The organism is Streptomyces sp. NPDC053427 (assembly GCF_044544985.1).
Classification (GTDB): Bacteria; Actinomycetota; Actinomycetes; order Streptomycetales; family Streptomycetaceae; genus Streptomyces.
In genome coordinates, this window is record NZ_JBITYA010000005.1 from 547582 (window position 1) to 572599 (window position 25018).

General features: G+C 72.4%; 17 protein-coding genes. 3 read left to right on the forward strand and 14 right to left on the reverse strand.

The window, feature by feature from the left end; translation table 11 throughout:
- Positions 1-61: 61 nt before the first annotated feature.
- From ACIGWZ_RS17160 to ACIGWZ_RS17175, 4 genes are all read right to left on the reverse strand, one after another.
- Positions 62-2932, reverse strand: a complete 2871-nt coding sequence (locus tag ACIGWZ_RS17160; protein WP_400065427.1) for an NHLP bacteriocin export ABC transporter permease/ATPase subunit — start codon at positions 2930-2932, stop codon at positions 62-64.
- A 10-nt stretch (positions 2933-2942) separates the two neighbouring features.
- Entirely contained in the window at positions 2943-5243 is a 2301-nt protein-coding gene (locus ACIGWZ_RS17165; protein ID WP_400065290.1) for an NHLP family bacteriocin export ABC transporter peptidase/permease/ATPase subunit, read from the reverse strand.
- Positions 5240-6046, reverse strand: coding sequence for an HlyD family efflux transporter periplasmic adaptor subunit (locus tag ACIGWZ_RS17170; protein WP_400065292.1), 807 nt, complete (start codon positions 6044-6046; stop codon positions 5240-5242). The genes ACIGWZ_RS17165 and ACIGWZ_RS17170 overlap by 4 nt, the downstream gene beginning before the upstream one ends.
- A 209-nt stretch (positions 6047-6255) precedes the next feature.
- A complete protein-coding gene (locus ACIGWZ_RS17175) occupies positions 6256-6462 on the reverse strand; it encodes a type A2 lanthipeptide (protein WP_400065294.1) in 207 nt (68 codons plus the stop codon).
- A 950-nt stretch (positions 6463-7412) separates the two neighbouring features.
- Between ACIGWZ_RS17175 and ACIGWZ_RS17180 the strand changes: the two genes are divergently transcribed.
- Positions 7413-8453: a PHP domain-containing protein gene (locus tag ACIGWZ_RS17180; protein WP_400065296.1), complete on the forward strand. Its 1041-nt coding sequence runs from the start codon at positions 7413-7415 to the stop codon at positions 8451-8453.
- Between the two features lie 188 nt (positions 8454-8641).
- Here the strand turns inward: ACIGWZ_RS17180 and ACIGWZ_RS17185 are convergent, their stop codons facing one another.
- From ACIGWZ_RS17185 to tdh, 8 genes are all read right to left on the reverse strand, one after another.
- Positions 8642-9307, reverse strand: a complete 666-nt coding sequence (locus ACIGWZ_RS17185) for a response regulator (RefSeq protein ID WP_400065298.1) — start codon at positions 9305-9307, stop codon at positions 8642-8644.
- Complete coding sequence (locus ACIGWZ_RS17190) at positions 9304-10476, reverse strand: sensor histidine kinase (RefSeq protein ID WP_400065300.1); 1173 nt, start codon at positions 10474-10476, stop codon at positions 9304-9306. The genes ACIGWZ_RS17185 and ACIGWZ_RS17190 overlap by 4 nt, the downstream gene beginning before the upstream one ends.
- A gap of 38 nt (positions 10477-10514) precedes the next feature.
- Entirely contained in the window at positions 10515-11090 is a 576-nt protein-coding gene (locus ACIGWZ_RS17195) for a hypothetical protein (RefSeq protein ID WP_400065302.1), read from the reverse strand.
- A 118-nt stretch (positions 11091-11208) separates the two neighbouring features.
- Positions 11209-11823 (reverse strand): lipoprotein, encoded by a 615-nt coding sequence (locus tag ACIGWZ_RS17200; protein WP_400065304.1) that lies wholly within the window; start codon positions 11821-11823, stop codon positions 11209-11211.
- Positions 11824-11976: 153 nt separating this feature from the next.
- The gene (locus tag ACIGWZ_RS17205) at positions 11977-13344 is read right to left on the reverse strand and encodes a chloride channel protein (protein WP_400065306.1); all 1368 of its coding nucleotides are present in this window, start codon (positions 13342-13344) and stop codon (positions 11977-11979) included.
- A gap of 134 nt (positions 13345-13478) precedes the next feature.
- A complete protein-coding gene (locus ACIGWZ_RS17210; protein ID WP_400065308.1) occupies positions 13479-14387 on the reverse strand; it encodes a LysR family transcriptional regulator in 909 nt (302 codons plus the stop codon).
- Positions 14388-14424: 37 nt separating this feature from the next.
- Positions 14425-15648: a glycine C-acetyltransferase gene (locus tag ACIGWZ_RS17215; protein WP_400065310.1), complete on the reverse strand. Its 1224-nt coding sequence runs from the start codon at positions 15646-15648 to the stop codon at positions 14425-14427.
- Between the two features lie 83 nt (positions 15649-15731).
- Positions 15732-16760: an L-threonine 3-dehydrogenase gene (tdh, locus tag ACIGWZ_RS17220; protein WP_400065312.1), complete on the reverse strand. Its 1029-nt coding sequence runs from the start codon at positions 16758-16760 to the stop codon at positions 15732-15734.
- Positions 16761-17184: 424 nt separating this feature from the next.
- On the opposite strand from tdh, the gene ACIGWZ_RS17225 reads away from it, so the two are divergent.
- Positions 17185-17943 (forward strand): GntR family transcriptional regulator, encoded by a 759-nt coding sequence (locus ACIGWZ_RS17225; protein ID WP_400065314.1) that lies wholly within the window; start codon positions 17185-17187, stop codon positions 17941-17943.
- 88 nt (positions 17944-18031) lie between these two features.
- Here the strand turns inward: ACIGWZ_RS17225 and ACIGWZ_RS17230 are convergent, their stop codons facing one another.
- Together ACIGWZ_RS17230 and ACIGWZ_RS17235 are read right to left on the reverse strand one after the other, a co-directional pair.
- Entirely contained in the window at positions 18032-18508 is a 477-nt protein-coding gene (locus tag ACIGWZ_RS17230; RefSeq protein ID WP_400065316.1) for a GNAT family N-acetyltransferase, read from the reverse strand.
- A 127-nt stretch (positions 18509-18635) separates the two neighbouring features.
- A complete protein-coding gene (locus ACIGWZ_RS17235; RefSeq protein ID WP_400065318.1) occupies positions 18636-23309 on the reverse strand; it encodes a hypothetical protein in 4674 nt (1557 codons plus the stop codon).
- A 254-nt stretch (positions 23310-23563) separates the two neighbouring features.
- Between ACIGWZ_RS17235 and ACIGWZ_RS17240 the strand changes: the two genes are divergently transcribed.
- Entirely contained in the window at positions 23564-24973 is a 1410-nt protein-coding gene (locus ACIGWZ_RS17240) for a S1 family peptidase (RefSeq protein ID WP_400065320.1), read from the forward strand.
- The last annotated feature ends 45 nt before the right edge of the window (positions 24974-25018 follow it).

The window sequence follows — 25018 nt, forward strand, 5'->3', positions numbered from 1 at the left end:
GGCCGTCCGGGTCGGGTCAGGTCGGATCGGGTCGATTCGGGCCAGGTCTCGTCGGGTCGCGTCAGGTCAGCTGGCGGCGTACCAGTTCGTGGAGGTGCCCACCGGTGTCGGCGAGCAGTTCGGCGGGGGCGCCCTGCTCGACGACGCGGCCGTCCGCCATGACGACGACGCGGTCGGCGTCCATCACGGTGGACAGGCGGTGGGCGATCACCAGGCGGCTGGCGCTGAGTTTGCGGGTGCTCTCGATGACGATGCGCTGGGTCTCGTTGTCCAGGGCGCTGGTGGCCTCGTCGAAGAAGAGGATGCGCGGGCGGCGGATCAGCGCCTGCGCGATCATCAGGCGCTGGCGCTGGCCGCCGGAGATCGCGCCACCGCCGGAGATCATGGTGTGCAGGCCCATCGGCATCCGCTTGATGTCCTCGGCCAGGCCGGCCATCTCGGCCGCCTCCCAGGCCTCTTCCTGAGTGAAGGCCTCGGCGCCGCAGATGCAGTCCAGGATGGAGCCGGTGAGCGGCTGGGCGTTCTGCAGCACCACCCCGCACTGGCGGCGCACCGCCGCCTGGTCGAGGGCGGCCAGGTCCTGGCCGTCGTAGAGCACGCCGCCGGAGGTCGGCTTGTCGAAGCCGATGAGCAGCCGCAGCAGCGTCGACTTCCCGCAGCCGCTGGGTCCGACGATGGCGACGAACTCGCCCGGCTTGACCTGGAGGGAGACGTCGTCGAGGACCAGGGGGCCGTCGTCGGTGTAGCGGAAGGAGAGCTTCTTGGCCTCGATCCCACCGGTGAGGGCGCCGGGCTGCGCACTGGCGCCGCGGACCTCGGGGGTCTCGTCCAGGACCGGCTTGATCTGCTCGAACATCGGCAGCGCGGCGGCCGCCGAGACGAAGGCACCGGTGATCTGGGTGACCGAGGTCAGCAGCATGGTCAGGGAGGTGCTGAAGGTCAGGAACGACCCGGCCGACATGCTGCCGCGGGCCGGGCCGGCGAGCAGCATGAACATGGTGAGCGTGCAGAGCGGCAGATAGACGGCGTTGAGGACGGTGGTCAGATTCTTGATCCGGCCGGCCTTCTGCTGGAGCTCGCGCGAACGGGCGAACTCGCGCGCCCAGGCCGCGTACGCAAAGCTCTCGGCCGCGGCGACGCGCAGCTTGGGCAGTCCGCGCAGGGTCTGGAACGCCTGGTTGTTGAGCTTGTTGCTGAGCTTGATCAGCCGCCGCTGCCAGCGCAGTTCCCACAGGCCCATGGCGAGGAACACCGCGCCGATGACGACCAGCATGCCGATGGCCGCCAGCGCCAGCGGCACGCTGTAGAGGAGCAGCAGGACGAGGTTCATCGCGCCGACCGTGACCGACTGGACGGCCACCGGGCCGACGCCGGACAGCACCCGCCGGATGGCGCTGATGCCCATCGCCGCGCTGGCCAGCTCTCCGGTGGAGCGTTCGGTGAAGAACTTGGTCGGCAGGCGCAGCAGCCGGTCCCACACCGCCGGCTGCAGGGCGCTCTCGATGCGGCCCTCCATGCGCAGCACGGTGAGGTTCTGGAGCAGCATGAAGGCGGCGGTGACGACGCTGGTGACGATGACGGCGAGGGCGACCTGGACGATCAGGCTGCGTTCGGCGGCCGGGACGTACACGCCGAGGACCTTGCCGGTCGCGATCGGGACCAGCGCGCCGAGGCCGACCGTCACCAGTCCGCTGACGGCGAGGTTGCGGACGTCCATACGGGTGCCGGTCAGGCTGAAGCGCATCAGCCGCCACATCGTCATGGGCCGCTCGGGCAGCGGGCGGTAGAACATGACGGCGCGCGGTTCGAACTCGTCGGCGTTGTCCTTGCCGATGCGGATGCGCAGCCCGGAGGCCGGGTTGACCGCCTCGTAGCCGCCGCGGCGCCACAGCAGCGCGACCGCGGCGCCGGACTTGGCGCGATGGCCCACCAGGGGGCCGGTGTTCGTCCGCCACCAGCGGTTGCCGAGCCGGACGGCGCGGGTGCGGATGCGGGAGCTGACGGCGATCCGCTCGACGGGGCTGATGCGGTCGTTGACCGCGCCGCCCTTCGGGGGCTCGGTCAGCGTGATCCGGGCCGCTTCGGCGACCGTACGGCAGACCGCGAAGGTGGCGTCGTCGGTGGCGCGGTCGGCCTTGGTGCCCCGGCCGCCGCGGTCCTGGCGGCCGATGGAGGCCAGCAGCGCCTGGTCGGCGCGTTCGCGGACCGCCTCGCCCGCCTTGATGCCGGCAGCCGTGCGGTCCTCGTGCGCCCGCTCCAGCTGCTCGATCCAGCGGTCCACCGCGGACAGCAGCCGGTACTGCTGATTGACCATCTGCTGCCACATCGCGGGGTCGACCAGCAGATCGCCCGCCGCCTCCGCGCTGTAGGAGGCGCCGTACTGGACGCTGCCGGGCGGCACCGGCATCCACAGGATGTCGTCGTCGGCCACCGCGTCATCGCCGGGCCGGCCGTCCAGCGGGGCCTCGAACAGCACGCCCAGGCTGCGGCCGGTGCCGAGCGCGAAGGCGTGCTCCAGGGGCGTCGGGCCGCCGTCCTGGCCCGCGTACGTATCGCCGTAGCCGTTCTCGTATGTCCCGTTCCCGTACGTCCCGTACTCGGCGCCGTATTCGGGGCGGGGCAGCTCGCGCAGCGGGATGCGGCGCAGCGCGCAATCCTGCGAGGGGCGGCCCAGGAGGGTGTGCTGCGGGCCCTCGACCGGGCCGAGCAGCAGGGTTCCGGACTCCAGCCGGCCGAGGAAGTGCCAGTGGCCTTCCTGGGCGGCGTCGACGGCGAAGAGGTCGAGGGAGCCGCCGGTGACGAGCCACAGGACGTGCGGGCCCTCGAGGGGGACGCTGCGCAGTCCGGTGCAGTCGACGGCGGTGCCGAGGCCGCCCATCGCCTGGGTCACCGCGTCGATCTCGCCCGGTCCCGCGACCGCGGTCGGATGCATGGATGACACGTCAGTGCTCCTTGACCAGCTCGGCGTACGCGCCTTGGGCGGCGACCAGGTCCTCGTGCCGGCCGCGTTCGACGACCGCACCGTGGTCGAGGACCACGATCTCGTCGCTGTCGCGGACCGTGCTCAGCCGGTGGGCGATGACCACGCAGGCACAGCCGCGCCGCCGCAGGTTGTCGATGATGGTCTGCTCGGTCTGGGCGTCCAGGGCGCTGGTGACCTCGTCGAGGACGAGGATGCTGGGCCGCCGGACCAGTGCGCGGGCGATCTCCAGGCGCTGTCGCTGTCCGCCGGAGAAGTTGCGGCCGTCCTGCTCGACGCGGCTGTGGATGCCGTCGGGGCGGCGGGCGATGACGTCGTCGTAGAGGGCGGCGTCGCGCAGGGCGGTGATGACGGCGTCGTCCGGTATCGACGGGTCCCAGAGCGCCACGTTGTCCCGCACCGTGCCTTCGAAGAGGAAGATGTCCTGGTCGACGAAGGAGACGGAGGCGGCCAGCGCGCTGCGGGAGATGTCCTCCAGGCGCTGCCCGTCGATGCGGATGGTGCCTTCCCAGGGGGTGTAGAGGCCGGAGATCAGCCTGGAGACGGTGGACTTGCCGCTGCCGGAGCCGCCGACGAGGGCCACCTGGCGGCCGGGGCCGACGGCGAGGGAGAAGCCGGTGAGCAGCGGTTTGTCGAGCGGGCTGTAGCCGAAGGTGATGTTCTCCAGCGTCACATGGCCCTTGAGGCGGCGGGTGGTGCCGTCCGCCCCGGGGCGCGAGTAGAGGGTGTCGGCGGGGAAGGACTCGACGTCCTTGAGGCGGGCCACGTCGGCGGCGAAGTCCTGGATGCGGCCGGCCACGCCGTTGAGTCGGGTGATGGGTGCGGTGAAGCGGGTGACCAGCGCCTGGAAGGCGACGAGCAGGCCGATGGAGATATGGCCTTCGACCGCCCTCAGGCCGCCGATCCACAGAATGAGGGCGCTGTTGAGCGTGGCGAGGGTGGGCGCGACGACGGCCAGCCAGGCGCTGGGGACGCCGAGCCGCTGCTGCTCCTCGAGTGTGGCCGCGTGCTGGCCCGCCCAGCGGCGGAAGTAGCCGTTCTCGCCGCCGGTGGCCTTCATCGTCTCGATGAGCTGGAGGCCGGTGTAGGAGGTGTTGGTCAGCCGGGCGCTGTCCGCGCGCAGCTTCTGGGTGTGGGTGGCGCGGATGCGTACCACGATGCGCATCGCGACGACGTTGAGCAGCGCGATGCCGATGCCGATGACGGTCAGCTGGGGGTCGTAGGTCCACAGCAGCACGGCGTAGAGGACGACGACGATGCCGTCCACGCCGGCCGCGGCGAGGTCGCGGGCCAGGGTTTCGGCGACCGCGTCGTTGGACTGGAGGCGCTGGACGAGGTCGGCGGGGCTGCGCTGGGCGAAGAAGGTGACCGGGAGTCTGAGCAGATGGCGCAGGAAGCGGGCGCTGCTGAGGGTGGAGGAGATGATCCGGCCGCGCAGCAGGTTCGCCTGTTGGAGTCCGGTCAGTACGGCGGTGAGCGCGACCATCGCGGTCATCGACGCGAAGAGCGGTCCCAGCAGCGAGGTCTGGTTGCCGATCAGGAACATGTCGATGTACGTGCGGCTGAGCGCGGGCACCGCGGCGCCGACGGCGACCAGCAGCAGGCTGGCGAGCAGGGCGGCCAGCAGGGTGCCCTTGGTGCCGCGCAGACGGGCGGGCACGGCGCCCAGGACGCCCGGCTTGCGGCCGCCCTTCTCGAAGGACTCGGACGGCTCGAAGACGAGCGCGACACCGGTGAAGCTGGTGTCGAAGTCCTCCGTCGCCACGAAGCGGCGGCCCTTGTCGGGGTCGTTGATGTGGACGCCCTTGCGGCCGAGCTTGCGGCCCGGGCCGTCGTAGACGACGTAGTGGTTGAACTCCCAGAAGAGGATGGCGGGTGCCTGGACCTCGGCGAGCGCGGCCGGTTCCATCTGCATGCCCTTGGCCGTCAGGCCGTAACTGCGGGCGGCCTTGAGCAGATTGCTGGCGCGGGAGCCGTCGCGGGAGACGCCGCAGGCGATCCGCAGCTCCTCCAGCGGCACATGCTTGCCGTAGTGCGCGAGGACCATGGCCAGCGAGGCGGCGCCGCATTCGACGGCCTCCATCTGGAGGACGGTGGGAGTACGTACCGACCGGACCTTCTTGGTCTTCGGCTTCTGCGGGGGTGCGGCGCGGCGGGACCGGCGGCCGCTGGGCGCGGGTTCCGGGCGGTGCCGGCGGCGGCCCGGGGGCGGCAGCTGCCGCGGGGAACCGGTCGGGGCGGCGGCGTCGTTCGGTGCGGTCACGGAAGCAGCCAATCGATCGGATGCTGCGCGGCCAGGTGGACGGCGCCGTCGGCCATGGTCATCGAGTCGACCGCGAAGGGCGGTCCGTCGGAGGTGGACCAGGCGTAGCCGGACCTGGTGCGGGGCGCGCGGTCCAGCTTCACCAGGACGGCGACGGGCGGGCCGTGCTGCGAGAACTGCTCGCCGAGCTGGCTGCTGCCCAGGTAGGCGCCGATCCGCTGACCGGTCTGGGCGGTCCTGCCGACCGCCTGCACCCGGCCGCGCAGTACGCCGTACTGCTGGGCGGGCACGGACTGGACGGTGAGATCGACGGAGGCGCCCACGGGAACCGTCGCCGCGCTGTCGGCGGGGACGTAGAGCGTCGCGGTAAGGGCGTCGTCGGAGCCCGCGACCCGTTCCACGGAGGCGACGTCGGCGCCGGTGGTGACGACGGAGCCGATGGTGGCGACCATGGTGGTCAGCCGGCCCGCGGCGATCGCGCGGACGACGACGGTGCCGCGTTCGGTACGGACCTTGAGCACGGGCGCATTGGCGGCGACCCGCTTGCCCTCTTCGGCGAGTACGGCGGTCACCTGACCCGCGACGGGGCTCTGCAGGATGTAGCTGCCCTGGCCGTGGGTGAGGATGCCGGGGGCGTTGAGCGTGGAGGAGACGGTGCCGGTCACCGCCCATATGGAGGCGCCGATCACCACGGCGACCGTGACGATCAGTACGAGCCAGCCCTGGGGCCGGGCGAAGCGCACCGGGAGATCGATTTCCTCCGGTGACTGCAGCTTGGAAAGGGCCTGTTGGCGGAACTGCACGACACTCTTCCCTCAACTGCAACGGATCTGTCAGGCACACCACGGACGGGGCAGCTCGGCCCGGCCGATGCTGCTGTGGTGCCGAGCGTACGGTGGCGGGTCCGAACAGCGGAAGGCCGGGTGCCCCGGAACCCGGCGAAAGCCTGGCGGTTCCGGGGCGCCCGGTCCGGCATGTCGGCAAGGAGGGGACGCCGACCTGCCAAGGGGTCTCAGAGACCGGCGACGAGGCCCGTGACGCCCGCGGTGTTGACACCGGCGGTCTGCTCGACCAGACCGGTGGCGGTGTTCACCACGCCCGAAACCGGGGCAATGGAGTCAGCGGTGGTGGTGACGGTGCCGACCAGGCCACCGACGAGGCCGCCGGCCACGTTGTCCAGCTCGCTGTCAGCGATTTCCTGGGTCTGAATCTCGCGCATGATGATTCCTTTCGGATGCATATATCAAATAGCTGCGACCGAGCCGTCCGGCAGGGCGGTCCGGTCGCGGCAGCGGTTGTCGGGCCTCGAAACCGAGAACCCGTGTACGACTTCCGCGGTGCGAAGGATCAAAGCATGCAGCCGCGTTGGTCTGCTAATCCGACGACCGCGGATCCGGACTCCAAGCCTCCGTCGAATTACCTGACGTGGACACACATCCATGACTTGGTGGCAGCTTCTTCACATGTCCCACCGGTTCGATCTTGATGTTTTGGCGCGCCCTTTACCCCGAACTGGACATTCCCGTCGCAAAGCGTTGATCCGCAGGTCAGAGCATGGATGGACGACGAGGCGACGTGTGCTGCCTGCGCATTCGATGTGCAGATTTTCTGAAGGCCGTCAATTTTCGCCACACTCGACCACGACCCGTCCGAGGAACTGCCAAGGTTGCCCTCGGCACCTATCCAGAGTCGTTGCATGGACATTGCCAAAACATGCACCACACTGCATTCCTGGGCGATATTGCCGGGAATGCGGGGAGTAATTGACGGGCCATCATGACAGAAACGGATCGGATATCCGGAGATCGGACATAGCCACATAATGTCGCTACGCGGGATGCGGGCGAAATGGGCGATTTCCCGCCGGCGTCCCGTTTCGATGCGCGCGGGGCCCGCCACGCACCGGCCAACGGCGTTGCTTCGCCCGCCCCTTCACTGGACGTCAGCCGGCCGGGTGCCTCCGCCGCGTAGGAATGCCGGCGGCGACGGCACCGCCACACCCGCGAGCCCGGCGCGCGTGCCCCGGATCGGACCGGATCGCAGGCGATGGACCGGTACCGTCCGCCGCCGGGACCGTCCGCCGCCCGCCCGTCGGCCGCCGGTGGCAGCCGGTCCCGGAGTGCGGCACCGTGGGAGGGGACTGCGCGGCACGCCGGGAAGGAGCCGCAGGTGGAGCCGGTCGAGGCGCTGGAGCGGATCGCCTTTCTGCTGGAGCGGCAAGGAGCGGTGACGTACCGCGTACAGGCGTTCCGCAAGGCGTCGGAGGTGATCGGCGGGCTGTCCGCCGACGAGATGCGCAGGCGCGCGGCGAGCGGTTCGCTGGCGCGGCTCAAGGGGCTGGGGCCCAAGACGGCCGGGGTGGTCGGGGAGGCGCTGTCGGGCGAGGTGCCCGGGTATCTGGCGCGGCTGGAGGAGGAGGCCGGCGGGCCGCTGGTCGAAGGGGAGCAAGGACGGCGGCTGCGGCGGGCGCTGCGCGGCGACTGTCATCTGCACTCGGACTGGTCGGACGGCGGCAGTCCCGTGGAGGCGATGGCCGGGGCCGCCCGCGACCTCGGGCACGACTGGTGCGTGCTCACCGACCACTCCCCCCGCCTCACCATCGCCCACGGGCTGAGCCCGGACCGGCTGCGCGCGCAGCTGGCGCTGGTGGCGGAGGTGAACGAGCGGCTGGCGCCGTTCCGGCTGCTGACCGGGATCGAGTGCGACATCCTCGACGGCGGCGAGCTGGACCAGGAGCCGGAGCTGCTGGCGGAACTCGATGTGGTGGTCGCCTCGGTGCATTCCAAACTGCGCATGGAGGCCGGGCCGATGACCCGCCGGCTGCTGGCCGCGGTCACCAACCCGCTGGTCGACGTACTGGGCCACTGCACCGGCCGGCAGATCACCGGCAAGCTGCGGCCGGAGTCGCAGTTCGACGCGGAAGAGGTGTTCGCCGCCTGCGCGGCGCACCGCACGGCCGTGGAGATCAATTGTCGTCCCGACCGTTTCGATCCGCCGCGCCGGCTGCTCCGTCAGGCGCTGGACGCCGGAACACTGTTCGCCATCGACAGCGATGCGCATGCGCCGGGGCAGCTGGACTGGCAGATCTACGGGTGCGCCCGCGCAGAGGAGTGCGGGGTGCCGGCGGAGCGGGTCATCACCACATGGACGGAGCGGCAGCTGACCACCTGGACGGAGACGGGACGGACGCCGCGGCACCGGACCGCATAGAACGGTCATGGGCGTTTCCGCCGCCGCGTTCACCGCCCGCCGGCGATCAATGGGGCTACGAGCGACGCCACCGCCGCCAGGCACGCATCGGGTACGGCATCACGCGAACTCGGCTTTCCCTTAAGGCAGTTGGTGATCCGGTCGCCCCGTCCGGGTGTCTTGCCCGTCCACGCGTGCGCCGCCGTGGTTCAGTTCGTGAGGCGCCCGGGGACCACCAGGCCGGTCTCGTAGGCGGCGATCACGGCCTGGACCCGGTCGCGGAGTCCGAGCTTGGTGAGGACGTTGCTGACATGCGTCTTCACGGTGTGCTCGCTCACCACCAGCGCCGTGGCGATCTCCGCGTTGGACAGGCCGCCGCCGAGCAGCCGCATCGTCTCGCGCTCGCGGGCGGTGAGGACGTCCAGGCGTTCGGTCCGCGGCGGCAGCACGGCGGCGCCCGAGGTGAAGGCGGCGATCAGGGTGCGGGTGACGGAGGGGGCGAGCAGCGAGTCGCCCGCCGCGACCACGCGGACCGCGTGCACGAGGTCGTCCCGCCGGACGTCCTTGAGCAGGAAGCCGCTCGCGCCCGCGCACAGGGCGTCGAAGAGGTAGTCGTCCTGCCCCCAGGTGGTCAGCATGATCACCCGGCAGTCCGTTTCCCCGCAGATGATCCGGGCCGCCTCGATCCCGTCCATCCCCGGCATCCGGATGTCGAGCAGGACGACGTCGGGGCAGTGGGCGCGGGCGGCGCCGACCGCCTCGAACCCGTCCCCGCTCTCCGCGACGACCTCGATGCCGGGCTGCGCCGCCAGGATCATGGCGAACCCGGCGCGTACCAGCTCCTGGTCGTCGGCCACCACCACACGGATCGTCACGCCACCACCCCCTTTTCCGGCGCGGCCAGGGGCAGCCGCGCCCGTACTTCGAATCCCGGGAGGCGGTCCTCCCGGGGGCCCGCCGTCGCGGTCCCGCCGCAGGCGGCGGCCCGCTCGCGGAGGCCGCTCAGGCCGTTCCCGCCGGACGGAAGGTTCTTGCCCGTGCCCCGGCCGTCGTCGACGACGCGTATCTCCAGCCCGCCGTCACGCCAGTGCAGCCGCACCTCGGCACGGTCCGCGCCGGCGTGCTTGACCACGTTGGTCAGTGCCTCCTGCACGATCCGGTACGCCGCGGCACCGCAGTCGGCGGGCACCGGACGTGGCTCGCCCTCAGCGGTGCAGGACACTTCCAGGCCCGCCCGTGCGACCTGGCGGGCGAGCGCGGGCAGGTCGTGGATCGTCGGCTGCGGGGCGCGCGGGTCGGCCTCGTCCTTGAGGTCGGCCAGCATCCGGCGCAGCTGGTCCAGGGCGTCGCGGCCGGTGCCGGCGATCGCGCCGAAGGCGGCCGAGGCGCGGGCGGGGTCCGTGTCCAGCACGACCGGCCCGGCCTCGGCCTGGACGACCATCAGGCTGATCGAATGGGCCAGGACGTCGTGCATGTCCCGGGCGATCCGGGCGCGTTCGCGTTCGGCGGCGCGCTCCTCGTCCATCCGGCGTTCGCGTTCGAGGCGGGCGGCACGTTCGGTGAGCACGGCCGCCTCGGCGCGGGAGCCCGCGGAGGCCCGGCCGAGCGCGTACGCGGCGACGTACAGGACGACGCCGCGGGTCGCGGTGTTCGGCGAGCCGACCGAGGCGAGGCCGGCCGCGCAGATCGCCAGGAACACCGGGATCCGCACCCGGGGTGGGGCGACGGACGCCACCCCGTGCAACGCGATGAGGACTCCGTACCAGAGCGGCTGCGGAGCGAGCGGGGCGGCGAGGTCGTAGAGGCTGGAGAACGTGGCGCAGACCAGCAGGACCGGCACCGGCGCGCGCCGCCGCACCGCCAGGGGAAGCGAGGCCCCGCCCGCTACGACGTACCCCCACCAGTGCCAGGGGCGTCCGCTGTCGCTGTGCACGAAAAGCAGGGGCGCCATCTGGGCAACGGTGGTGACGACGGCGAGCGCGACCTCCGACCACGGCGAACCCGCCAGCCGGCGGAGCGAAGGGGACAGGGGCAGCGCGGTCATAGGGGGATGGATTCTTCCACGGGGTTTCCGGCGGTCCCTCAGCTGTGCGCGGTGGCGGGAGAGGCGCCGCGGCGGGGGAACGGCGCGAGTCCGGCGTACAGCAGCAGGCCCACGGCCGGCAGCGCGTCCAGCCCCAGGAGGGAGACCAGCACGGCGAGCACCACCGCCACCGCCCTCCATACGGGAACGGCCCGGGCCACCGCGAGTTGGCAGAACAGCACGAGCAGGCCGAGAAAGAGCAGCACGGGTCCCACGGTGTAGACGACGACGTTCACCCCGGGGACGCTCTGGATCTCGGCGAACATTCCCCGCATGGCGCCGTGGTCCGCGGCGAGCGCACCGACGGCGATGTCGAGGGAGATCTGGGCCATGGTGCAGACTGCGCCGACGAGGCCGACGACGGCCGTGGCCGTGGCGAACGGGCCGCGGCCCGCCAGTCGGCGCAGTTCCAGGAACACCGGGACGAACAGGATCAACGCGGCGAGGAACGCGAGGTGACCGGTCGTCCAGGCCGGACCGGGGCCGCGCTCGCCGTCCAGGCCGTCCAGAACGCGGAGGCCCGCGTAGGCGGTGACGAGGAGCGGGGCGGTGGTGAAGGCGAAGGCTTTGTTCATGCCGTGGATCCTCTCCGTGGCAGCTGCCCCCGGACATCGCCGACGTGACCCATCTCCGCTCTCCCCCGGAAGGGGGAGAGCGGGAGGAGCGGCCGGTCGGGGCAACCCGCGGCGGCGCTCAGGACGTCAGGCCGAGGGTCTTCTTGGCCAGTTCGAACGCCGGGAGCATCGCCTTGTGCTCGTTCGCGTCGAGGCCTCCGAGATGGATGACCACGCCACCGTGCCCGGTCATCACGGCCAGCGCGCGTTCGGGCCTGACCTCGCCGGCGGACCAGTCGGTGACGGTGTAGCCGACCTCCGTGGCGGGCAGCCCACCCGCCTTGACCTCGCGGAACTTGACGTTGTTCGCGAAGTGCTCGGCGGCGACGAACTTCTTCATCAGGGCGCGGGAGGTGCCGCCGGGCGCGGCGGCGCCCTTGGTGCCGGACCACACGGTGAGGAAGCCGATGTGCCCGGTGGGCTTGGCGTCGAGCTCGCAGGCGGGCGTGAGCGGACCCTGATGGCCGAGCGGACCCATCCGGTCCACCGTCGCCTGCGTGATGGCCTCCGCCTTCCAGGACGTCGCGAGGGTGAAGTGCACCGGCAGTGCGCACTGCGTGCCCTTGTCGCCGAGCTTCTTCGCGGCGACCTTCTTCTTCTCGTCCCCGCCCGTGCCGAACGAGCAGCCGCCGAGCACGCTCATCGCGACCCCCGCTGCCACCGCGACCACCACGGCCTGCGACATCTTGCGCATTCCGGAAATCCCCCACCCCTGAGCAACAAGTTTCGAAAATTCGCCGCAGCTTATACGACAAATTTAATCTCGAACCACGCCATTACCGGGGAGCGATGTGCCGAACGTCGCCTGATACGGCCTACGCCCGCGCGCCGACGAAGAGACGACCCCTCACGACCGGCGCCCGTGCGCGGCGTTCGGCGCCGGTGCGCCTGCCCGGGGCGCAGGGGTGAGGCGGGCCGTCAGGACGTACGCGACCACCACGGCCACGATCACCAGGGGCATGACGGTGAGTCCGGAGGGGCCCATCAGCAGGGTGGCCATCAGTAGGGCGGACATCGGGAGCCGGAGCATCGCGGCCGTCATCGCACCGATGCCCATGGCGAAGCCGGCGGTTTCCGTCAGCCCGGGGAGGTGGGCCAGGGCGACGCCGCCCGCCGCGCCGACGAACATCGCCGGGAAGATGGGGCCGCCCCGGAAGCAGCTCAGCGAGGCGCAGTACGCCAGGCCCTTGCAGACGACGAGGAGCACCAGGGCCGCCGCCGAATAGCCGGCGGTGTCGTGGAAGAGGTTTCCCAGCGCCGACTGCCCCGAGTACAGCACCTCGGACGGCGGCTTGCCGGTGGCCTCGGCGAAGGCGACGGCCAGGGCACCCACCGCGAGGCCCAGCGCCACCGTGGCCGGGAGCCGGTGCCGGGCGACGCGGTCCTTGAGGAAGAGGGAGAGCCGGCGTACGCCGAGCCCGGCGAGGGCGGCGAGCGCACCGATGGCGAGGGCCCAGCCGAATTCCGCAAGGGACGGTTCGGCGGCCTTGGGGACGTTGTGGAGGGCGAGCGAGTACGTACCGAGTCCGGTCCAATTGCCCAGACCCGTGAAGATGAGCCCGCCGATCCCCGCCGCGAGCAGTCCGGGAACCAGCACCACTCCCAGCAGCGCGCCGCCCAGCCCCGAGGCCTCCATCAGCAAATACGCGCCCAGCAGCGGGGAGCCGAGCAGCGCGCTGACCGCGGCGAAGCTGCCGGCGGCGCCCGCCACGGCGGCGGCCTGGTCCGTCAGGCCCCGCTGCACCAGGCGCAAGGCGCCGACGGCCAGCCCGCCGCCGAGCGCGATCAGCGGCGCCTCGGGGCCGAGCACCGCGCCGAGGGAGAGGGTGGCCAGCGCGGCGAGCGCGATACCCGGGAGCGCGGAGAGGGCGGGGGCGCCGGCGGGCGAGAATCCGTCGGCCGGTTCATGGCCGCCGTTGCCCGGGAGGTGACGGATGGTCAGTGCGACCAGCGCGCCGCCCGTGGCGAGCATCGGCAGCGGCCACCACACCGGGGTGTCGTGGAAGCCCAGCGCCTGCGGCAGGTCCTGGTAGATCAGCGGTTCCAGTTCATGGACCAGCGCGAGAAAGCCGAACGCCACGGCGCAGATCGGTACGCCGATCAGCGCGGCCAGCACCAGGAGCTTGAGGTAGCCGCGGCTGCGCAGCGGCGCGAACGGGTCCTGCGGCGCCGTGGCCGGTGCCCCGCCGACCGGTCCGGACTGGCCGACCGACATCGCATCGCCTCCTCGGAGCCGGGATTGCGCCGCCTGGCGTCACGCCGGCCGCCGCCGTGCCGAGCCTGCCATGCGGACTCCGGGCAGGCGCGGAGACACGGCCGGGCGACGGTGTGCTCGGGGCCGGCGCGCGCTCAGCCCTGAGGTGCCGCCGCCCCCTGGAGGGCCGTCAGCACCGGGCTCAGCAGCGGGTGTTCCTCGGCCCCGCGGCGTACGGCGGCGAAGACCCGCCGGGTGGGCGCCACGCCGTCGACGGGGCGGACCACCACCCCCGCCAGGTCCTCGTCGCCCAGCGCCGACCGTGGGACCAGCGCCACCCCCGCCGCGGCCGACGCCAGCGCGACCACCGCCCGGAAGTCGTCGGAGGAATGCTCCAGCCGCGGCTCGAACCCGGCGTACTCGCAGGCCAGGACGACCACGTCATGGCAGGGGTTGCCGGGGTACGGGCCGATCCAGGGGTCCTGGGCGAGGTCGGCGACCGCGACCCGCTCCGCGGCGGCGAGGCGATGGCCGACCGGGAGTACGGCGTCGAACGGCTCGGCGTACAGGGGGACGCGGGTCAGCCGTGGGTCGTCGGCACGCGGCGCGCCCCGGTACTCGACGGCGACGGCCACATCGACCTGCCGGTCGAGGACCATCAGCAGGCTGGCGTCGCCCTCGGCGTCCCGGACGCGGACCCGGATGCCGGGCGAGGAGGCGGCGAGCTCGGTGATCGCGGGCGCCACGACCAGGGAGATGCCGGTGGCGAAGGCCGCGACGGTCACCACGCCGGCCTCGCCGGAGCCGTATGCGGCGAGTTCCGACTCGGCGCGCTCCAGCTGGGCCAGCACGGCATTGGCGTGGGTGAGCAGGATCTCGCCCGCGGCGGTCAGCGTGACACCGCGGGCGCTGCGCTCCACCAGGCGGTGGCCGGTCTCCTGCTCCAGGGCGGCCAGCTGCTGGGAGACCGCGGAGGGGGTGAGATAGAGCGCGGCGGCCGCGGCGGTGACCGTACGGTGGTCGGCCACCGCGCGCAGGATGTGCAGCCGCCGTGCTTCGATCATGTTCCCAGTTTCGCAGGCCCCGGCCGGAGCGGCCGGGTCACTCCCCCGCGTCGGACCCCGCTTCGGCCGCCATCGCGGCCCGCGCCGCCACGAAGGCGTCCACCGCGCGGTGCACGTCATCGGTCGAGTGCGCGGCCGACAGCTGGACGCGGATCCGCGCCTGGCCCTGCGGGACGACCGGGTAGGAGAAGCCGATGACGTACACGCCGCGCTCCAGCAGCAGCTCCGCCATCCGAGCCGCCTCGGCCGCGTCGCCGATCATGACGGGGGCGATGGCGTGCTCGCCGGGGAGGACGTCGAAGCCCTCCTCGGTCATCCGGGAGCGGAACAGCGCGGTGTTGGCGGCCAGCCGTTCACGCAGGTCGCCGGCCGACTCCAGCAGGTCGAGCACCTTCAGCGAGGCGGCGGCGATCACCGGGGCGAGCGAGTTGGAGAAGAGGTACGGGCGGGAGCGCTGGCGCAACAGGGCGACGATCTCGGCGCGGGCGGCGACATAGCCGCCGGAGGCGCCGCCGAGGGCCTTGCCGAGGGTGCCGGTGATGATGTCGACGCGGTCCATGACACCGTGGAGTTCGGGGGTGCCGCGGCCGCCGGGGCCGACGAAGCCGACGGCGTGCGAGTCGTCGACCATGACCATGGCGCCGTAGCGGTCGGCCAGGTCGCAGATCTCGCCCAGCGGCGCGAGGTAGCCGTCCATGGAGAACACGCCGTCGGTGACGATGAGCGTGCGGCCCGCGCCTCCGTCGGCGGCCTCCTTCAACTGCCGCTCCAGGTCCGCCATGTCGCGGTTGGCGTAGCGGAAGCGGCGGGCCTTGGAGAGGCGGATGCCGTCGATGATGGAGGCGTGGTTGAGGGCGTCGGAGATGACCGCGTCGTCCGGGCCGAGCAGGGTCTCGAAGACGCCGCCGTTCGCGTCGAAGCAGGAGGAGTAGAGGATGGTGTCCTCCTGGCCGAGGAAGCCGGAGATCCGCCCCTCCAGTTCCTTGTGTACCTCCTGGGTGCCGCAGATGAAGCGGACCGAGGCGAGCCCGTAGCCCCAGCGGTCGAGCGCCTGGTGGGCGGCGGCGATGATCTCGGGGTGGTCGGCGAGGCCGAGGTAGTTGTTGGCGCAGAAGTTGAGGACCTCGCCGGGGAGGCCGCCGGCGGTGACCGCGACGGTGGCGGACTGCGGGGTGCCGATCACCCGCTCGGGCTTGTGCAGACCGGCGGCGCGGATCTCGTCGAGGGTGCCGCGGAGTTCGTCGCGTACGGAGTCGAACATCTGGGTTTTCTCCGGGAGTTGAGGGGTGTCGGACCGGTACGGGGGCCGATCCAGGACGGGAGAGGGGTCCGGTGCGGGGCGGGTCAGACAGCCCAGTCGAGGATGACCTTGCCGCCGCGGCCGCTGGCGGCGTCGTCGAAGGCGGCGTCGAATTCCTGGTACGGGTAGCGGCCGGTGATCACGGGCGCGAGGTCGAGGCCGCCTTCGAGCAGGACGGACATCGCGTACCAGGTCTCGAACATCTCCCGGCCGTAGATGCCCTTGATCGTGATCATGGAGGTGACGATCCGGGACCAGTCGACGGGGAATTCCTGGGACGGCAGGCCCAGTATGGCGATCCGGCCGCCGTGCGTCATATTGCCGATCATGTCGCGCAGCGCCTCGGGCCGGCCGGACATCTCCAGGCCGATGTCGAAGCCCTCGCGCAGGCCCATGGCGCGCTGACCGTCCGCGATGGAGGTCTCGGCGACGTTCAGCGCGAGGCTGACGCCGACCTTCCGGGCGAGCTCCAGGCGCGCCTCGCTGACGTCCGTGATCACGACGTTGCGGGCGCCCGCGTGCCGGGCGACGGCGGCGGCCATGATGCCGATCGGGCCGGCTCCGGTGATCAGCACGTCCTCGCCGACCAGCGGGAACGACAGCGCGGTGTGCACGGCGTTGCCGAACGGGTCGAAGACCGCGGCAATATCGAGGTCGACCGGGGTCCGGTGCACCCACACGTTGGCCGCGGGGAGCGCCACGTACTCGGCGAACGCGCCGTCCCTGCCGACACCGAGGCCGACGGTGGCGCGGCACAGGTGACGGCGGCCGGCCAGACAGTTGCGGCATTTGCCGCAGACGAGGTGGCCCTCGCCGCTGACCAGATCGCCCGGCTTGATGTCGGCGACGTCGCGGCCGGTGTCGACGACCTCGCCGACGAATTCATGGCCGATGGTGAGCGGCGCGTTGATGGACTGCTGGGCCCAGCCGTCCCAGGAGCGGATGTGCAGGTCGGTGCCGCAGATTCCGGTGCGCAGCACCTTGATCAGTACATCGCCCGCGCCGACGGCCGGCTCCGGCACGTCCGTGAGCCACAGTCCGGGCTCCGCCTTCTGCTTGACCAGTGCCTTCACCGCATGGGCTCCCGTACGCGCATATGACCTGCCGGGGGCACATTTCGGCCGCCCGATCTCCGTCAGGAAATCTTCCGTACGTCGGCCGCCTGGTCCATCGAGGTTTTCTTAAGCGCGGTCACAGCTGCCCTTTACGCCCCCGGGGTCACGATCACGAGCTCCGGTGCAGTTGTCAGACCTTTACACCGCGACGGAGAGAGACGCCGACCCCGATGAAGAACGAAGACAAGCCCCTCCCCTTGCCGTTCCGACGCACTCACCTGCGCGATAATGACGTACCCGACGCCATCGCGAAGTCATACGAAGGCGAACAAACCGGCATCCACGCCCCGCCGTACGCCCCACTCCACACCCCGACCTACGCTTGCGCTCCCCGCCACGTCACTCGCACACGACGTCAGACAAATACAGGAGGAAGTGAGAGATGCCCCGGCCGCCCGCGTCCCGAAGGCGCCCGCCCCGCGTCGAGCTGTACGAGCGGATCACCGCGGCCATCCACGACGGCACCTTCCCGCTCGGGGCGAACCTGCCGCCGGAGCCCGAGCTCGCGGCTCGGCTGGGGGTGAGCCGGCCCGCGCTGCGCGAGGTGCTGATCCTGCTCCAGGAGGACGGGGTGATCACCCGCAAGCACGGCGTGGGCAGCCGGGTGAACCCGAATCCGCCCGTGCGCGGCCTGGAACGACTGACGCCGATCGAGGCGCAGCTCGGGCAGGGCGCCACCATCGACTGCCGGTTGCTGACCGTCCATTGCGATGAGCCGACCGACTTCTCCGGGTTCCATCTGCGCATCTCGCCCACCAGCCAGGCGTACTTCTGGGAAACCCTCATCCAGGTCGACGGCACCCCCGCCTGCCTGGCGCACGAATGGGCGGCGGAGGAGTCCACGCTCGCGGCCGTCGACCCGGCACTGGTGACGGCGCTCGGTGACCCCGAGGGACGGCAATCGGCCACCAGCATGCTCGCCGCGCTTCTCGAGGTGGCCGGCAACCACCCCCTCAGCAGCCGGAGTTCACTGGGCGCCACCACGCTCGGCACGCTGCGCGGCAGGACCATGGACCGGCCGCCCGAGACCCCGGCCGTGCTGATCACGCAGACCGTGTCCGTGGGCAGCCGGCCCGTCCTGGCCGCCAAATACCTGCTGCCGGCCGGCGCCCCGCTGCTGAATCTGACCCCACGCCGGTAGCGGTGCGGGCCGGCCCGCACCGATTCTCGCCCGGCGGGTCGGGGGAACGGCACGCACTCGGTTCGGTGGAGCGTCCCCGGAAGGACGCTCAACCGGCGTCGAGCGGCAGTTCCAGCAGTTCCTCCGGGGGCTGGAAGCCGGAGCGCCGGTAAAGGGGACTGCTGCGCTCCGACGGCCAGACGATCAGCGTGTCGAAGCGGGCGCTGCGGGAGTGCTGTTTCAGCGCCTCGAGGAGCGCCGAGCCCACTCCCTTGTTGCGTTGCGACGGCGTGACATAGAAGTTCGTCACGTAGCCGACCGGGGTGTTGTCGCCGAACGGCTCCGGCATCCTCTCTACGGCACAGAGGAAGACATGGCCGCAGACATCGCCGCCGGTCTCCGCGACCCAGGCCAGCCAGTGGCCCTCGCCGAGCCGGTCGCGGATCCAGCGCTCGGCCTCTTCCAGGGACCACGACGGAGCCGGCGGCCGCCCGTCGTGGTCCTCTTGCTTGAACGTCCACCGCAGTTCGGCCAGGCGCCGCGCATCGGCGGGCCGGGCCGGGCGCACGGTGACATCTGTGGTCATGGGGCGAGTTCGTCCTCCGGTTCGGTGTCTGCGGCTCGGTGAGGCGAATCGACTTCCTTACGGGTCACCGCCCTTCGTAGCGGGCCGCCACGAGGACGGTGGACGCGGGCCGCCGTGGCCGTCGGCCTCAGCGCCCGGACCAGGCATCGGCGAACATCTCGTGCAGCGGGCGAGGCGGCAGCAGCCGGGTGAACGGGCCCTCCAGTTCGCGTTTTTCGGTGGCGGCGGCCAGGTAGGCGTCGAGCTTGACGGTCTCCAGCGGCAGATGGGGCGCCTTGACATCGGTCCAGCCGCCCGGGACGAAGGCCGTACGACCGGCGCGGGTGCGCTTCTCCGTCACCACCGCGCCGGTGGCGGCGAGTTCGGCCTGTACGGCGCGGTGCCGGGCGAGGGTCCAGCCGTTCCAGCGCCGGACATTGCGGTCGGTGGGACGGGCGAGGGTGCGCAGCTGGAGAAAGAGCGCGGCGGCGTCCCGGCCGACGCCCAGCGCCCCGGCCGCCTCATCGACCAGTTCCGGCACGCTCAGCAGCGGATTCGCCTCGTATCCGCCGACCGGTACGGGGCTGTCGGCGGCCCGGGCGGCCAGCTCGGCGATGCCGTCGCGCAGCACCCGTATCCGCTCGATCTCCGTGACCAGCTCGGTCATGCCCAGGTCCGCGCAGAGCCGCGTCATCGCTTCGTACTTCCCGCTTCGGCCGAACCCCGCGGGACGCAGAAACACCGAGCCCCAGCCGCCGACCGCCTCGACCAGGAGCAGGCCCTGGTCGTAGTACATCGGCGGGCGGGCCCGGTCGCTGACGGGCGGCTCGATGGCCGCCACCGGGTACAGCTCCGGCCCGAACAGGGCGGTCATCCGCTCCTGGTCGAGCGAGAAACGGTGGCGCCCCAGCCGGATGAGCAGGTCCGGGGCGTCGAGGCGCTCGGACAGGCGCGAGCAGAGGGCCTGCACCCCGGCGGTGGCGGGATCGCCGACGGGGCGTTCGGTCAGCACCCAGGACAGGGCGGAGGCCATAGGGAGATACGGGGTGTCGTAGCTCGGCCGCTCGCCCGGGGAGCCGTCGGCCGTCATCGGATGGACGTACAGCGAGCCGTACTTGTTGGCGACGACGACCCGCCGCAGGTCCTCGGTCAGCAGGCTGCCGCCCCGGGGATCGCCGAGCGCCGCCGCCATGGGCTCGCCGAGGCTCAGCTCCTTCTCCAGTTCCTCGGTCAACTCCTCGTCCACCTGGGTCCGTCGGCCAAGGAGCACGACCCATTCGGCGGCCATCCGCTCGGCGGCCGCCACGAGCCCGCCGGCCGTCCACAGCTCCGCCGGGTCGTCGGGCAGTCCCGCCGCCAGGACGCGCATCCGGCCGGAGGTCTTCAGGCGTTGCGCCAGCGATTCGGCCTCGGCGGCGACCGCCCGGGTGGCCTGGAACGGCTTGGCGCGCAGCATCCGCCCGGTTGCGCCGAATTCCGGCTTCGTGGGGAGTCCGGCGAGGGCGTGCACGGCCACCGCCCGGCGGACACCGCTGCGTTCGACGAACGCCGTGACGGCCTTGGGACCGAGGCGCAGCGGGCCCTTTTCGGCGAGCAGGTCCAGCAGGCGGGTGAGGCGGACCGCGTCGTCGTGGGTGACCGTGACCGTACGGACTTCGGTGGCGCCCTCGGGCAGGGGGGCCGACTCGGGCTGGACGAAACGGTAGGTGCCCTTGGGTTCGAGGGCCGCGGTGGGCTCCGGGGCGACGCCCTGGCTGCCGTCACCCATCCCGGTGGCCACCGCGCGGCCGGTCTCGCACAGCGGGCGCAGTGCCTCGCTCGTGGCCCGGCCGAGCCGCCAGGTGCCGGGCTCGGCGAACGGGGACGCGGCCCAGGTGCGCAGCAGGGCGGCCAGCGCCGCCCGGTCCTCCGGCGGGGTCGTCTCCGTCACGCACCGCCAGGCGGCGGCCTCGATCCCGCCGCCCAGCAGCACCGCCCAGTCACGCGGTCGGGCGGGCTGGCTGATCCGCCGGGCGGCGTCGTCGATCCGGCCGCGCAGGAATGCGCCGTCGGCGGCGATCGCACTGACGGTGGCGGGCCGATCGGTGATCTTGGGGGCGTTGTAGGAGGCGGGGACCGTCACCAGGTCGCGCAGGGCGGTGACCAGCGCGGTGTCGGTGGTTTCCGCGGCGGGGCGGACGCGGGCGCCGGAGACGACCAGTGCCGCCCGCGCCGAGACGGCGCGGCGGCGGTCCCGGATCCGGGCGGCGGTGCGTACGGCGCGCAGCACGCCCTGCAGGACGCCGGGGTCGGTCACCCCGGGCAGCACTCGGGCGGCCTCGGCGCGTACCGCCGCGTCGCCGTCGGTGCCGTCGGTGTCCGCTGCCGCCAGCAATGCCGTTACCGCGTCCGCTTCGACCGTCCGCAGCGCCTTGGAGGACCGGGCGTCCCGTGGGGTCAGGAAGTGCCAGAAGGCGGGCGGCGGGAACATCGGCCCGTCGTCGGCCACGGCGGAGCCCGCACCCGTCCGCGGGGCGGGCGCGAAGGCACGCGCCTCCCACAGCAGGGAGTTGTCGTCCGCGGCATAGCAGCGCGTCGGGCGGTGGTCCGTCAGCACGGCCTCGGCGCCGCCTTCGGGCAGCCGGATGATGCCCCAGGGGTCCTCCCCTGGGTGCGTGACCCGGAATTCGGCGCGCCGCCCGTCGTTGCCCTCCAGCAGATAGCGCACCGGGGCGTTGCCGCTGTACTCCCAGTGCAGGACCCGGCAGCCGGAGACACCGTCCGCCTGGCCCAGCGGGGAGTCGGGGGCGCCGGGCGGCAGCGGGGCGAGGGTCTGCAGGTCGTGCGTGCGGGACAGTCCGTTGGGCGGGTCGGCGGCGAGGAAGGGCGGCAGGGTGGCGTTGTCGGTGCGTTGCCCGGTCGCCGGGTCGAGCTCGCGCCAGCCGTCCGCTCGGCCGAACCGGCCCCCGAACAGACGGGAGCTCCACAGCCGGACGCCGTCGCCGACCTGCTGTTCATGGTCGGCGATACCTTCGCGGCCGCCGGGTCGGAGCACCTGGACGCCGTCGTACCGGCCGCCGCCGTCCGGGGTGGCGAACTGATAGCCGAGCGCGCCGTCCGTACTGCCGGTGTGGGGAAGCAGGCCGGACGCGTCCCCGGGCACGAAGACGTCCTCGGGCCGGTCGGTCCAGAACGCCTTCTCCGCCGACCGGCCGTAGCGCTTGCCGCTGTTCCAGCCGACCAGAAAGCTGCCGCCGACGAAGAACACCGAGTGGGAGACGGCCTCTTCGGGGAGGGCGAACGAGCAGGAGCCACGCTCGCCGGAGTGATCGACGGCGAGCGCCCGCTCCCGGGTGAAGACGGTCAGCACCGGCCAGGTGCAGGTGACGCCGGCGACCGCCGCACCGCCGCCCAGGTGGCGTACGGCCTCCTCCAGCGCGGGCCAGGCCAGCTCCTCCGGCAGGCCCGCGCGCAGCGTACGCAGCAGCGGGCCGACGCCGTCGAGGGCGTCCAGCGCCGCGTCGATGCCGTCGAGCGCGGCGATCGTCGGCGGGTCGAGGATCGTGTCCAGCTTGGCCACGGCCTCCTCCGCCGCGCCCAGTCCGCCGTCCGCGACGCCGTCCAGCAGCCGGGTGACCCGCCCGTGCAGCGCCGCGTCGACGCCGTCAGCGAGCGGCAGGCGTGGGGCACCGGCGCGGGGCTCGCGCGGCGCGTACTCCGTGCCCGCGACCCGTATCCCCAGCACCGGATCGGCGGCCAGGGCGCGGTAGCCGCGCCGGGCCTTGGCACCCCAGAACGTCAGCCCCACGCGCGAACCGGGGTCCGTCACCGCGATCCCGTTCGCCAGGCACAGGTCGACGAGATCGGCGTCGAAGAGGGTGTGCCGGAAGCGCGAGGCGTGCAGGCTGACCGGGGTGTTCTCGGCACTGATCCGGGCGGCGATCCGGGGCACCAGGGCGTAGAGCTCGTCGGGCATCGGCTGGCGCCGGACGCCGGAGTTGGAGCCTCGGTAGGAGTAGTGGAACGCGAACTGGCCGAGCCAGTGGCTCAGGCCGCCGGCCGGGACGATCCGGCCCTCGGCCATGGCGTCGTCGACTCCGGTGGCCGCCAGCAGCCGCAGCCACGCCGCGCCGTCGGTGACCGAGGTCGGAAACAGCTCCGCCAGCGCCTGGCGCACCGGCGCCGGGGGCGGCACCTGGGCGAAGACCGGCCCGAGGCCGTCCAGCAGGCCGTCCGGCAGCGGCCGGCCCTTCGACGCCAGGACGATGTCACCGAGCGCCTGCGCGCTCTCCGCGATACCGAGCCCCGCCGCCTGGGCCGACGCCTGCACCCTGCGGTGCAGATCCTTGGCGGGCGTGCCGCCGCCGGCGGCGAAGGCCAGCAGGAACTTCACGAACTCCTGGTGGGCGACGGGCGCTTCGAGCGTGCCGTGCAGCCGCCGCTGATGGACCGCGGTTTCCTTGGCGGGCAGCGCGCCGAGGCGGGCGTAGAGCAGGACGTTCGCGCGGTGGTACGCCTCGTCGACCGGCAGGCCGTGCTGCTCCTCCGTCTGGCGGGCCAGCCCGTAGGCGGTGCCTGCGTGGCGGGGCATCCAGGGGCCTATCCGATGGCCGACGGTGTCCCAGAACCACGGCAGCTGCGCCGTCGGGAGCTTGGCGGCGCGGTACTTCAACTCGTCGAGAAACCGGCCCGGTTTGTTCAGCGCACGCCCCAGTCCGTCCGTCACCGTCGCGATGAGGCGGTGAGCTTCGTCCTCCGCGTCGGGAGCGTGCAGCCGCGCCCACTCCAGGAAGACGGTCGAATTCTTCGGATCGGCGGGCGGCATCACGGGCAGTGCAGACATGGAACGAATCTTGACATGCGGCACTGACAACCGGCCGGTGGGCGGGCAGTGGCCGGGAGTGTAGGGGGCCCGGCGCCGGATCCGGCGGAATTCATCGCACCTTGAGTGGCGGTGAGGCCGCGGTGGACCGGCTGCGTAGGACTGAGTGGCAACAGTGCACCCCAGTTGGAGGTCAGTGAATGAGTCCCCGACAAGTCAGCCACCGGCAAGCGGGCCGCCCCCACGTCGGCCGTGGGCAAGCGGGCCACCGTCATGTGAACAAGCGGACCGGCGCCATCGTGGGCGCCTCCGCGGCCGCCATCGCGGCGGCGGCGATCCTGCTGCCCAACGCCCATGCCAGTACGGACCGGCCAGCCGTCCCGCGGACCTTCTCCGCGCCGTCGGCCGCCCGGCTCGCGGCGTCCCTGAACGAGGACCTCGGGGACAAGTCGGGTGGCTGGTATCTGGACGGCGCGACCGGTCATCTGGTGATGAATGTGCTGGCGGAGGACGACGCCGCACGCGTCACGTCCAAGGGCGCGGTCGCCAAGGTCGTCCACAACAGCATGTCCGCGCTGAAAGCGGGTGCCCGGACGCTGCGCACCACGGCGTCGGTGCCCGGCACGGCCTGGTCGATCGATCCGAGGACGAACAGAATCGTGGTGCTCGCCGACCGGACCGTCACCGGCCGGAAGATGGCCACGCTGGCCAAGGCCACCGGGTCCATGGGCGGCATGGTGACCGTCAAGCGGTCGGCCGGAGAGTTCAAGCGGTACGACGGCGGAGGCATGGGGGAAGGGCAGCCGGGCGCCGGTGGGATGGGCGGTGACGCCGGGGCCGGCAGCGCCGCCGGGACGGGCGAGGACGGCGGTGCCGGAGCGGACGGCGGTGCCGGGACCGACGGAGGCGCAGCAGACGGAGGCGGCGCGGCGGACGGCGGCGCGGCGGACGGCGGCGCCGGAGCGGACGGCGGCGCGGGCCAGGCGGCCGGTGGTGCCGGAGGCGACGGCGGCGCTGGTGGCGCTGGTGGCGCGGCCGCCGCACCAGTGGGCGGCAGCGCCATCTTCGGCGGCAACGCCCGCTGCTCCCTGGGGTTCAACGTCACCGTGCAGGGAGCTCCGGCCTTCCTCACCGCGGGCCACTGCGGCAACGACTCCAAGACCTGGACCGCCGACCAGGGCGGCGCCCAGCCGCTGGGCACCGTGACCGACTCCCAGTTCCCCAAGACCGACTTCGCGCTGGTCACCTACGACGATCCGGGCGCGCAGCCGCAGAGCGCGGTCGACCTCGGCAACGGCCAGACGCAGCCGATCACCAAGGCGGCGGAGGCCGCCGTGGGAATGAAGGTGCAGCGCTCGGGCAGCACGACCGGGCTCCACGACGGGACCGTCACCGGTCTTGACGCCACCGTGAACTACGGCAACGGCGACATCGTCAACGGCCTCATACAGACGGATGTGTGCGCCGAGCCGGGCGACAGCGGCGGCTCGATGTTCTCGGGTGACGCGGCCGTCGGGCTGACCTCCGGAGGCAGCGGCGACTGCACCCAGGGCGGCGAGACGTTCTTCCAGCCGGTCACCGCCGCGCTCCAGGCCACGGGCGCCGAGATCGGCGCCGGTGGAGGCGCTGGTGGGGACGCCGGTGGAGGCGCCGGCGCCGCGGGCGGGGGTGATGCCGTGAACTGACCGACCACACACCGATCCCGGGTCCAGGGCCCCGCACCGTGGCGC